General features: G+C 59.0%; 11 protein-coding genes. 2 read left to right on the top strand and 9 right to left on the bottom strand.

The window, feature by feature from the left end; translation table 11 throughout:
* The 3 genes from ACIPZ8_RS23410 to ACIPZ8_RS23400 all read right to left on the bottom strand — a co-directional run bounded on the left by ACIPZ8_RS23410 (position 1) and on the right by ACIPZ8_RS23400 (position 3,509).
* Positions 1-1,113 carry an MFS transporter gene (locus ACIPZ8_RS23410; protein WP_400728190.1) on the bottom strand — a complete coding sequence of 371 codons (1,113 nt, stop codon included), beginning with the start codon at positions 1,111-1,113 and terminating at the stop codon, positions 1-3.
* 328 nt (positions 1,114-1,441) lie between these two features.
* A complete protein-coding gene (locus ACIPZ8_RS23405) occupies positions 1,442-2,104 on the bottom strand; it encodes an RraA family protein (protein WP_400728188.1) in 663 nt (220 codons plus the stop codon).
* A gap of 52 nt (positions 2,105-2,156) precedes the next feature.
* Entirely contained in the window at positions 2,157-3,509 is a 1,353-nt protein-coding gene (locus tag ACIPZ8_RS23400) for an MFS transporter (RefSeq protein WP_400728185.1), read from the bottom strand.
* 149 nt (positions 3,510-3,658) lie between these two features.
* Between ACIPZ8_RS23400 and ACIPZ8_RS23395 the strand changes: the two genes are divergently transcribed.
* Together ACIPZ8_RS23395 and ACIPZ8_RS23390 are read left to right on the top strand one after the other, a co-directional pair.
* Complete coding sequence (locus ACIPZ8_RS23395; RefSeq protein WP_400728182.1) at positions 3,659-4,558, top strand: LysR family transcriptional regulator; 900 nt, start codon at positions 3,659-3,661, stop codon at positions 4,556-4,558.
* A 101-nt stretch (positions 4,559-4,659) separates the two neighbouring features.
* Positions 4,660-5,325, top strand: coding sequence for an RraA family protein (locus ACIPZ8_RS23390; RefSeq protein ID WP_279839042.1), 666 nt, complete (start codon positions 4,660-4,662; stop codon positions 5,323-5,325).
* A 101-nt stretch (positions 5,326-5,426) separates the two neighbouring features.
* Here the strand turns inward: ACIPZ8_RS23390 and ACIPZ8_RS23385 are convergent, their stop codons facing one another.
* From ACIPZ8_RS23385 to ACIPZ8_RS23360, 6 genes are all read right to left on the bottom strand, one after another.
* Entirely contained in the window at positions 5,427-6,311 is an 885-nt protein-coding gene (locus ACIPZ8_RS23385; RefSeq protein WP_400728179.1) for a transporter substrate-binding domain-containing protein, read from the bottom strand.
* Positions 6,312-6,446: 135 nt separating this feature from the next.
* Entirely contained in the window at positions 6,447-7,892 is a 1,446-nt protein-coding gene (locus ACIPZ8_RS23380) for an aldehyde dehydrogenase family protein (RefSeq protein WP_400728176.1), read from the bottom strand.
* Positions 7,893-7,894: 2 nt separating this feature from the next.
* On the bottom strand, positions 7,895-8,902 hold the full coding sequence (locus tag ACIPZ8_RS23375) for a 2-hydroxyacid dehydrogenase (RefSeq protein WP_400728173.1): 1,008 nt from the start codon (positions 8,900-8,902) through the stop codon (positions 7,895-7,897).
* A 103-nt stretch (positions 8,903-9,005) separates the two neighbouring features.
* Positions 9,006-9,587, bottom strand: a complete 582-nt coding sequence (locus tag ACIPZ8_RS23370) for an amino acid synthesis family protein (protein WP_400728170.1) — start codon at positions 9,585-9,587, stop codon at positions 9,006-9,008.
* 45 nt (positions 9,588-9,632) lie between these two features.
* A complete protein-coding gene (locus ACIPZ8_RS23365) occupies positions 9,633-10,529 on the bottom strand; it encodes an NAD(P)-dependent oxidoreductase (protein WP_400728167.1) in 897 nt (298 codons plus the stop codon).
* 204 nt (positions 10,530-10,733) lie between these two features.
* Positions 10,734-11,651 (bottom strand): LysR family transcriptional regulator, encoded by a 918-nt coding sequence (locus ACIPZ8_RS23360; protein ID WP_400728164.1) that lies wholly within the window; start codon positions 11,649-11,651, stop codon positions 10,734-10,736.
* Positions 11,652-11,767: the final 116 nt, after the last annotated feature.

The following is an 11,767-nucleotide window of genomic DNA, read 5'->3' as shown; positions in this document are numbered from 1 at the left end:
TCACGCGGGCCGGCCCGGCAGTGACCGCATGACCAGTAGCACCAGCACGACATTGACGGCGGCCAAAGCAGCGAGCGTTGTCAGCACACCCATGGCACCAAAGTGCTGAAGCAGGTAGCCACCGACCAGCGGCGTCAGCGCCTGACCGATGAGCGAAGGCCGCGACATCTTGCCCATCAGCGCGACGTACTGCGCCGGCGGCATCAGCGCAAGGGGCAGCAAACCCCGGACGATGGCCCGCAGGCCATTGCCGCAGCCGTAAAGCAACAGCCCCAGTGCCGTTGCGCCAGGCGCCAGCGCAACCAGTGCCACGCCCACGGCCACTAGCACTGAAGACACCAATGCGGTCCAGATCGGGTGACGTTTGCGGGCGACTATCTGCAGCACGCGCGAAGCCACTTGGCTGGGCCCCAATAGCGCACTCAGGGCGATCGCCGTAGCCAGACTGTGGCCCAACCCCTGCAGCACTGCCACCAGTTGCACTGAAACCGCAGTCATGATGATTGCGCCAATCGCGAAGATCCAGATGAGCAGCAGGTACTGACGTCGTTCCACGCTGACATCAGTCGCCGCCGCCACAGGCTTGCTTGTGGCCCCGTGCGGGCCCGCAGGCAGTACCCAGAGGTACAGAGGCGCGACCACGACAATCAGCATCACCGCATAAGCGGTACAGGTAACTCGCCAGCCGAACTGCTCTATTGCGAACGCCACCAACGGCCAGGTGATGGTGGTGGCGAAACCAGAGATCAAGGTGATGCCAGTGATAGCCCTGCCCGCCCGCTCGGCGTACAAGGCGCCGAGAGTGGCAAACAGGGCTTCGTAAAGACCAATGGCCATGCCGACGCCAATGACGACCCAGGCGAGCAGGAACACTTGCAGGCTGTGAGCGTTTGCTACGATCAACAGCCCCGCCCCCACCACGACTCCGCTCGCGGCCATCTGCAGGCGACCACCGTAGCGAACCACCAGGCGGCTGGCCAGCGGCGCAAGCAGTGCGGACACCATCAAGCTGAGCGACAGCGCTCCATAGACCCAGTGGCCATCCCAGCCGGTCTCGCGCAAGATGGGCTCACCCATCACCGCCAAAATGAAGAAGGACCCACCCCAGACCATGATCTGGAGTACTCCCAGGCAAAAGATGCCGACAGGTCCGGGGAGGCGTAGAGGAGCGTTCACAAACGGCCTTCATGTACGGAGAAGATCGACGCGGGTGAGTACCGTCGCCAACGTGTTTCGAGGGGCACTGTTGCGCGCAAAGCGCATCGCGCGACTACAGAATTCTACTGGGATGAACAAATGGCTGCTATTCAATCCCGGCATTTCAGCTATGCAGGGCGACGCAGTGTTGACGCAATTAGTCGCGGGAAAAACGGCAGGCTCGCCTGTAGTGAAGCGCGCCTGCCTGAGTGAGCGGGCCTGCCTGCGGCAGGCTCTCGTGGCCTTACCCTTTGCGCTGTAGGGTGTGGTAACCGAGGTCTTCGCGGGCCTGCTTTAAAGTTTTACCCTGGCTGATGGCGGCGCGGATATCGGCTTCAACTGCTTCGATCTGGCGGGCAAGCTGGGCAACATCACGGGCACGTCCGCGTGGCACCACCACCACGCCATTGGCGTCAGCCACGACGATATCCCGAGGGCACACCCGCGCCTGTCCGATGGACACCGGCTCGTTGACCGCGCCCACCTCGACCCGGTCCTTGCCGGTGCGCATGAATCGGCCTTTGGTGAACAGCGGGTAGCCATCACCCAATGCCTTGTTGACATCCCGACATACGCCGTCGATCACAGTCGCGGCGATTTTCCGCGAGCCGGCGTACTGGGTCATGATGTCGCCCCAGACGGTGCAATCGGTGCGGCCGTCATTGTCGATCACCACCACATCGCCCTCGCCCACCTCCTCGATGAAATCACCCACGGTCCCGGGCGGCACACTGGCAGACACATAGCGGACGGTGAATGCTGGGCCGACCACCACTTGCTTGTAGTCGACCAACGGCATCACGCCAAAGCAGTGCCCCGGCAAGCCCAGTTTGTCCATGGCATCGGATACGCCGGGGGTGTCGAGGCCCTCGAACAACGCGACCAGTTCTTTGTCTTCGGTATTCATCTGCAGCTCCTTGGAACGGTAATCAAATGGCGGGAGTCGGTACCGGGTCGATTCAGGATGCGGTAGCGCGGGGCGCCGGCTCGATAATGGTCAACAGCAACACGAAACTGACGAACGAACCGATCGCCAGGTAGGAGAAGACGTAGCTCCAGCCGTAGCTATCAAGCAACAGACCGGTCAGGAATGGGGTGGCTGCGGCGCCCAGTTGGCCAACCATGTTGACGATGGCATTGGCAATCGGAAACGTCTGTTTACTGGCCAGCGCCATCGGGTAGACCATATAGGACGAAAAGCCCAGGCTCAGCACCACGCCCGTGGTCATCAGCAGCAGCCCATACGCCAACGGGTCAGCCGGCGAGTTGATCAAAAGGTACATCATCACCGAGGTGCCCAGCGCCGACAGCAGCATCCCGGGCTTGCGACGCCCGGCCAGCCAGCGGTCCGAACAGTAACCGCCCAATAGGTTGCCCAGCACGGCGCCGACCCACGGGGCCGCCGATACCAGCCCCATGTTCATCACAGAGAAGCCCTTGACGGTCATCAGGTAGGTCGGGATCCAGGCCAGCAGCACGCTGGATACACCCAACTGGAAGCAGTAACTCAGGGCGCTGCCCCAGATCTGCCAGGAGCCGAAAACCTGGCGTCGAGTTTCAAGCTGCGAAACTTCGCGGCGACGAATGAAGGCATCCAGCCGACGGAAGCTAACCGCTGTGGCTCGCCCGGCATTGCTGCTAGCGCGTGCCTGGGTGCCGCCGACCGCGGTCGGATCGCTGATGTAGTCCAGTTCAGCCTGGTTGACGAAGCGGCTCCTGGAGGGGTGATCAGCGACCATGAAATACCAGGCGATCGATAGCAGGATCCCGGGTACCGCAAAAAAGTAGAACACCTCGCGCCAGCCCCACACCGAGATAATCACGGCGCACAGGGGCGGTACGATGACAGGGCCGAACTTTACCGCCGACAAAAAGATCCCTGACGCAATGCCTTTTTCCCGAGGCGGGAACCAGTTGTTGATGGTGGTCGTCATGCTGATCGGTAATGGGCCCTCCGCCACGCCCAGGCCCAGGCGATAAAGCTTCAATGCCAACAGCGAGCCTGCCGTGCCGACCAGACCGGTCAGCGCAGAGGTCATGATCATTGCCCCGGGCAGGATACGGCTGACGCCAAATTTGCTGAACGCCAGCCCGGCCGGAATCTGCGCGAGTGCGTAGGCCAGCAGGAACAGGCTCATGAGCCCGCCAGCCTGGGCGTTGCTCATCTCGAACTCCTGCCGGATGAATGGTAGGGCGACACCCAGATTGGCCCTGTCCGCCGCTGCGATGGTGTAGATGGAAAAGATCATTCCGGCAACGATCCAGCGGTAACTGCTGCGCCCTTTGGCATGGGCCACTTCAGCGGTCGACATATTCTGCACACCCTTGTTGTTGTAATTCGGCGGGTAATCTAGGCACGGCAATAGAAGAAAAAAAGCGACAAAAACTCAACTCTAATCATCGCTTTTGGTGGACAATTAGCACCCCACTCGTCCTACAGCAGTCTCGCCGAGGAACCCACGTGATCACGCTTAAGCAGATCGAAGCCATTTACTGGATTGTCGAGCTGGGCAGTTTCGAGGCCGCGGCCGCTAAACTGAATATGTCGCAGTCGGCGATTTCCAAGCGGGTACAGGAGCTCGAGGACGCCTTCGGTGTATCGATCTTCGATCGCTCTAAGCGCAGTGCTCGGCTTACACAGAAAGGCATCGAATTGCATGGCTGCGCGGTAGATATGCTCCGCCAGCGTGACGACATGCTTGAACGCATCAGTTCGAAGGAAACCTTGATCCGGCGGTTTCGCCTTGGGGTGACGGAACTCACCGCGCTTACCTGGCTGCCCTCCCTGGTGGAGCGCATTCATCAGACCTACCCACGGGTCGATCTGGAGCCCTCCATTGAACTCAGCACCGACCTGTTGCGTCGGCTGGAAGACGATGAGCTCGACCTCATCGTGGTGCCCGACATCTTCCATGATCCGCGCTTCATCAGCACGCCCTTGCAGGCCGTTGAAAACGCATGGATGTGTGCACCAGCCTTGTATCCAGGCGAAGGCGCCATCGACCTGCACACTCTGTCGACCTTCACCGTATTGACTCAGGGCGGCAGTTCCGGGACTGGCCGGACCTACGAACGCTGGCTGGCCGAGCATGACATCCGCTTGGGCAAGACCCTGACCAGCAACTACCTCGTTGCACAAGTTGGCCTGACCATCTCAGGTGTGGGCATCAGCTACCTGCCGCTCGCCTGCATGGACACACTGATCGGCCAAGGGCGCTTGAAGGTGATTCACACGCAGCAGCCACTGCCAACCATCAACTATGTCTGTGTTCATAGGGCCGACCGATATCAGGGGTTGGCGGTGGAAGTGACACGCCTCGCCCAGCATGCGTGTGATTTCAACCGACTTATCATCACCTGAGGCGATGATTTTTTATAAAAAAATATCGCTAAAAGCAAAGGCTTTTCTCTCCTACCATCGCCGCACATCACGATGGTTACCCGTCATCCAGGAGATTGAGCATGTCATTACCCGGGTCCCGAATCCTCGCTTCACCCGCTCTGGCCCCCGCCTGGCTCATTGAAGCGTTCGCTTCGGTAGTCACCCCGCACATCAGCGACAACCTTGGTCGCCACATCGGCGCTCGGGGCCTTACCCGCTACAACATGACGGGCAAGCTGGTGGGTACCGCACTGACCATCAAGACTCGTCCCGGAGATAATCTGTACATCTACAAGGCCCTGACCTTGCTTGAACCGGGCCACGTGCTGGTGATCGACGCCCAAGGCGACACCAACAATGCGGTGATCGGCGAACTCATCAAGCTGTACGCCGAACAACGCGGCTGCGTGGGGTTCATCGTAGATGGCGCGATTCGCGATGTGGATTCCTTCCGCTCCAGCCCCTGCTATGCGCGCAGCGTAGTGCATTGCGGCCCCTACAAAACCGGCCCAGGCGAAATTAACGTACCGGTGTCAGTTGGAGGCATGGTGGTGAACCCTGGCGACATCATCGTCGGTGACGAAGATGGCGTCGTGGCATTCCCACAGGCGGTAGCCGAGCAGGTGCTGTCCCAGGCCCGCGCTCATGAAGCCCATGAAGAGCGGGTAAAAGCTGAAATTGCAACTGGGGCGTTGGATCAATCCTGGTTGGACAAGGTGCTGGAAAAGGCCGGGTTAACAGATTGATACGACAGGTGTGATCAGCGCCAGTCTGACGTGGAGAATGCCCCCGCGGGCGGCTTCAAGACTTTCATACTGGCACTGCTCGCCCAGCCCATGCACAACAGTTACTGATTCGTGCTGTACAACACCTTCAGCGCATCATTCATGGGGAAGTTCAAGTTCATGGACTTGGGTGGGATTGGGCTGGTGAACCACTTTGCATACAGCGGCTCGATGGCTTTGGTCGAATAGAGCTCCTTGATGGTCCTATCGACCACACGTTTGAATCGCGGGTCATCCTTGCGCAGCATGCAGCCGTAATTCTCAAAGGAGATCGGCGTCCCCGTGATGATCCAGTCGTCCGGTTGCTTTGCCCGCGTTCTCAGGCCTGCCTGAAGCACATCGTCGATCATCAACGCCGACGCTCGGTTCGACTCGACCATGATGAAAGCCTCGCCAATATCTTTCGCCGAGATCACATTCATGCGCATGTCTTTGTCAGCATTGAGCGCTTTGATCAGGCGCTCAGATGTCGACCCGGCGGCCGTTACCACGTTCTTGCCAGCAAGGTCCGGATAGTCGATCACGCCGGAGCTCTTGCGCGTGAGGAGACGGATGCCGACTGCGAAAATGTCCGTCGAAAAGTCTACCTGCATACGCCGCTCCGAGTTGTTGGTGGTGGCACCACACTCAAGATCGACAGTACCGTTCTGTAACAAAGGGATGCGTGTCTGTGCCGTGACCAGGTTGGAGCGTATCTGCAAGTCTGGCATGCCCAACTCTTTCTTCACCTCTTCGGCAATGGCCAACGCGATATCCCATGAGTACCCCATGGGTTTCTGCCCAATCCCGACATACGAAAATGGGATTGCGGTATCACGGTAGGCTAAGACGATTGCCCCGTTGTCCTTGATCTTCTTCAATGTGCCGGTCAGTTCTTCGGCATTGGCGGCCGACATGGCAAAGCCAGTCGATAGCGCAAGCGAAAGTAGAGAGAGTGCAAGTTTCATGGAACGCCTCGTTGATTGTAATTAGGTTGAGGTACGTCATTACTTTCGGCAACACTTTCCCACCAGGCCGTCTTACAGGGCGTGGGGATGTGGTCGACAGAGGCCTTGCGCCCGCCGGCGCAAGGCTATTGAAACTCAAGAAGCTACATAGGCAGTCTTCACGGTGGTGAAGAATTCCTGTGCATAACGTCCTTGTTCTCGTGGGCCATAGCTTGAGTTTTTGCGGCCGCCAAACGGCACGTGATAGTCAACACCTGCCGTAGGCAAGTTGACCATCACCATTCCGGCCTGGGCGTGCCGCTTGAAGTGTGTGGCGTACTTCAAGCTGGTGGTCGCAATACCTGCAGAAAGACCGAATTCGGTGTCATTGGCTATGGCCAGCGCTTCTTCGTAATCGGTGACGCGAATCACACTGGCGACCGGTCCGAACACTTCTTCCCGGTTAATGCGCATGTCGGGACCGGTATGCGTAAACAGTGTTGGGGCGACGAAGTAGCCTGGCTCGCCGCTACCGGTATGACACGCCACGCGATCTCCTCCCGCCACGAGCTCGGCGCCCTCGGCACGCGCGATTTCGATGTACTGCAGGTCCTGATGTAACTGCGACTCGCTGGCGGCCGGGCCGATATCGGTACCCTCAGCCAAGGCATCACCTATGCGCAGCAATGCCATACGCTCCGTCAGGGCCTGCACGAAACGATCGTGGATGTTCTCCGTCACAATCAGGCGACTGGAGGCGGTGCAGCGCTGCCCTGTCGAGAAGAAAGCGCTCTGGACGCTGAGCTCGACGGCGACGTTCAGATCAGCGTCATCGAGAACCACCTGCGGATTCTTGCCGCCCATTTCCAGCTGCACTTTCTTGCCGTGCTCGGCGCACTGCAAGGCGATACGCCGCCCCACATCGACTGATCCAGTGAAACTCACAGCAGCGATGCCCGGATGGGTAACCAGGGGGTCGCCAATCACGCTGCCTCGCCCCATCACCAGATTGAACACACCTGCCGGGATGCCGCTGCGATGTATGATCTCGGCCAGTGCCCATGCCGAGGCCGGGACCAAATCAGCAGGCTTGAAGACCACGCAGTTACCGAAGGCCAAGGCAGGCGCAATTTTCCATGCAGGAATGGCAATCGGAAAGTTCCAGGGGGTGAGAATCCCCACGACGCCAACAGGCTCGCGTGTGATTTCCACACCAACCCCCGGCCTCACGGAAGGCAAGACCTCGCCACTCAGGCGCAGACATTCGCCAGCAAAGAAGCGGAAAATGTGTCCTGCACGGGTGACCTCACCGAGCGCCTCGTTGCGGGTCTTGCCCTCCTCCCGGGCCAGCAAGCTTGCCAACTCTTCCTTGCGCGACAGAATCTCGCTGCCGATTCGATCCAGCGCGTCACTGCGTGTTTGGATTGGGCCGGTGGACCACTGTGGGAACGCCTTGAGCGCAGCAGCCACGGCTATATCCAGCTGCGCCGAATCCGCCTGCGCAAACTCACCAATGATGTCGTCCGGGTTCGACGGATTGCGGTTCAGGCCATATTGAGCGCCTGCAACCCAACTGCCGGCAATCAGGTTTTCAAATGGCATCGTCAGTTCACCTGGGTCAACAACGGCTGGCCTGCGAAGTGACGCTCGGCGTTCTCCAGAAAGCGCACGACAGAGGCGTGAATGGCCTCAGGAGAAATGCCGCCGATGTGCGGGGTGAGCACCGCGTTGTCAAACTCCAGCAGCGGCGCCGGCGGGGTGGGTTCGTTCTCGTAACAGTCGAGCGCACACGCCCAGATACGGTTGTCGCGTAAGGCATCGGCTACCGCATCGGTATCGACCAAGGTCCCTCGCGCAACGTTGACGATGACCCCTTGAGGGCCCAGCGCATTGAGCACGTCATGGCTGACAATGTGATAAGTCGCTTTACCGCCCGGCGCAGCCACTACCAGGAAGTCACACCACTCTGCCAAGCTGACGATGTCATCGAACCAGCGGAAGCCAGTTTCGTCCCGGCGCGTACGGCTGTGATAGCCGATTTCCATGTCAAAGCCCATGGCACGTTTGGCTACTTCCTTACCGATCGAGCCCAGGCCAAAGATCCCCAGCTTGCGACCGGAAACATGAGGTGGGCGCGGGATGTCATCTCGCCACAATCCCGTCCGCACGCCACTGTTGAGGAACGGAACGCGGCGGATGGCCGCCAGCAAAATGGCCATGGCGTGGTCGGCTACAGCAGGAGCATTGGTTCCTGCAGCGTTGCACACGGGAATGCCGCGATCACGAGCAGCGCCGAGGTCGACGTTCTCGAATCCGACGCCCAAGGTACAGACGATCTCAAGGTTCGGCATCCCTGCGATTTCTTCGGCGAAAAGACCATTGGTGCCATTGGTCAGCACCACCCGGATATCGTTACCTCGGGCGGCGATCTGCGCGGCGCCGTTACTGCGATCAGCCCCCAGATTCTGATTGGGAGCGTAGATGAGTTCGTACTGCTGCGACACCAGCTCGCGGTGCTCTTCGGAAATGAACACCAGGACAAGTAGCGTTGGCTTCTTTCCGGCTACGTCGGCTTGCGGGGTCGATGGCGGCTGCATAGCGGATCGCTCCACGGCATGTCTCCTTTTTCTTATTGAACGGGCCCTTGCAGGAAGCGGGACGAGCCCGCTCTCCAGCCGCAAAGGCCAAATGCACTTTTAGCCAGACGCTCTGTGCTTAGCGCTGACCGTCCCCTACCGAAATCTGCTCAGGGCGCAGGCCACCCAGACGCTCATGGACGCGGCTACCAGTCGACATCACCAGCGCGAACAGCAGCTCGTCAGGACGCGGGCCATCGACGGTGCCGACTTCAACGGTGCTGAAGTGGCTGCGTACATAGGCAGCTTCGATATGGTGCACAGGAATGTACAGGCGAGTGCCTGCAGCCGCGACGATCTTCGCCGAAGGAACGATCGATTTGGCTTTCGGCAGCGCGGCACGCATCGGCCAGCCACCGGCTTCGTGCCAGGTCGCGCCGTGTTCGAGCTCGCCGTTCAGGCCCACGATCGCACCCTTGCCGTAACCCTGGATCTTGTCGACGCCACCCAGAGCTTCAATGAGCTCCTGAACCAGTACTTCGGACAGCGCCTTGCCTTCATTCACCAACTGCGAGAGGTCTTCAACATAGCGGCCAGCATATGGGTTCTGGATGATGACCGAGATCGAGCCCTGCTTGATGGGTTCCTGACGTACCGGACCGCCTTCGTGATAGATGTTCTCGACGTTCAGAAGCTTCTTGCGGATCTTGATGAAGGACATGGTTTTTCCTTGGTTTCTTGGAAGTGATGGAGGAAAACGGTGCAGTTATTCGGCATCGGCCGGCTTCGAGCCGAACTCGACACCCGCCCATTGCTCGATATGACGAATCGGGTAAGCATTGTCTTTGTCGCCGTCGCCCTGGGACAGGGCAAAGGCCAAGAACTGACGGGTCGCTGGGTTGACCTGCATTGGCACTCCGAGCTTCTCGGCTTCGTCCATGCACATCTTCACGTCCTTGTGCAGCAGTTCCGTGGTGAAACGTACGGGGAAACTGCGGTCAAGCACGCACTGCGGGATACGCTCAAGCGTGGCGAACGAACGGCCGCTGGAGACGTTGATCACATCGAGCATGGTTTGGGGATCCAGACCGGCCTTTACCCCATAAACGAGGGCCTCACTGCTGGCGACCATGGTGGTGGCATACAACGTGTTGTTGATGATCTTCATGGTTTGGCCGAGGCTAGGGTCGACCCCGAGGTAGAAGATGTTCTTGCCCAGTACCTGCAGCAACGGTTCGATGGTTTTGAACGCTGCTTCAGGGCCTGACGGCATGATAGCCAAGGTGCCTTTCTCGGCCGCGACGGTCCCGCCGCTTACCGGCGCGCCGACCAGCGAGATTTCGCGCGCCTTCAGGAGCGCTTCGACTTCATGGGTTACGGTCGGGCCGGTGGTGGAAAGATCGACCACGATGCGCACTGCACTGCCCTCGGCGACCTCTGCCGCCACTTGGGAAACGATGCGCGGCAAGGGCAAGCAGAGCAGCACGATCTCGGCGCGGGAGGCCAGCTCTTTCGCGCTCTCGACAATGGTTGCACCCTTGGCGGCAAGCTTTTCAAGCGCGACCGGGTTGCGGTCATTCACCAACAGTTCATGGTCTGCTGCCAGCAGACGGTTGGCAAAGTGAATACCGATGTTGCCGACCCCGATCAATCCGATCTTCATGTTGAAGAACTCTCCAGTTGAAAGGCCCCATTAGCACAGGGCGATGACTAGAGATACTAGGAGTGTGGCAGCTCGCAGACGAGTGCTGTTTTGACCACACCCTATGCCTTTATGTTAATCGCCACCCTGCTTTCCAACACAATCTGAGCAACAAGCACACCCCGGACAACTGACGCTGCCCAGGGCACCTGACCGTGTAGAAATCTAGTTTGCAAGGCGCGAAAGCGGCCCTCGCTCCTTCTCAACCTGCTGTAGCAGCAATTCGACGAACTTGTCAGCGTAGGTTCGACCATGACTGAACCTGGAGCGAACGATGCTCGGCGTAAGCTTGATCTCATCCGCAAGGGGAATGACTTGTAGCTCATCCCACCCCAGGCCCTCCACGGTAAACTCGTCGACAATCGCGATACCCGCCCCGGCTCGCACAAACGAGCACGCCACATCGGTTTGGTGGATATCGATTCTGCTGGTGAACGACACATCGGCCTTCTTGAAGGCCGCAGAGACCAGTTGGCCGAACGGCACCCCTGGGTCATGGGTAATGATGGTGTAGCGCGCCATGTCGGCCATGCTTACCTGATGCTGTTGCCCTAATTCATGCCCGCGCGGCACGACACACACCATCCGTCCCTCTGTGAAGGGTGTCGCTGTCAGGTGAGCATGCTCTAGAGGTAGGACCGACACCGCCATATCCACCTTGTTACTCAGCACCTCTTGAACCATGTTGTTCAGCAGCGTTGCATGGAAGTGAATACGAATTTTTGGATAGCGCTTCTGGAAGTTAGTGATGACCCGAGGCATCAAACCTTTGCTCAGGCAGGGGCTGGTGGAAATGCTCAACGTACCCGAGGGCCCTTCTGCCAGATTCTTCGAGAATTCATCAACTCGCAATGCGTGCTGGTAAAACTCCTCCACCTCTTGGAACAAGGCTTCGCTTTCCGGCGTAGGGATCAGTTTACCCTTGACCCGATCAAAAAGTTTTAGCCCCAGCGTCTGTTCGGTGTGAGAGACGATCCGGCTGATCGCAGGTTGCGATGTAAACAACAACTTGGACGCACCATTGATAGAGCCTGTGAGCATGACCGCTCGGAAGACTTCCATCTGACGCAGGCGAAATTTCATTGCGGTACCCGACTGATTACAACCCGCGGCAGGAGAGACTTCCCTGCCTTTCGGTCAAAACTAGCACGCCCGGCCCTGACAGCCTACGGATTATCCGCAGGCTTTCGAGCTGGGCT

The sequence above is a fragment of the Pseudomonas sp. NPDC089422 genome (genome assembly GCF_044749405.1).
Classification (GTDB): domain Bacteria; phylum Pseudomonadota; class Gammaproteobacteria; order Pseudomonadales; family Pseudomonadaceae; genus Aquipseudomonas.
The sequence above is the reverse complement of the archived record's forward strand: the minus strand, read 5'-3'. Positions and strand labels throughout refer to the sequence as shown.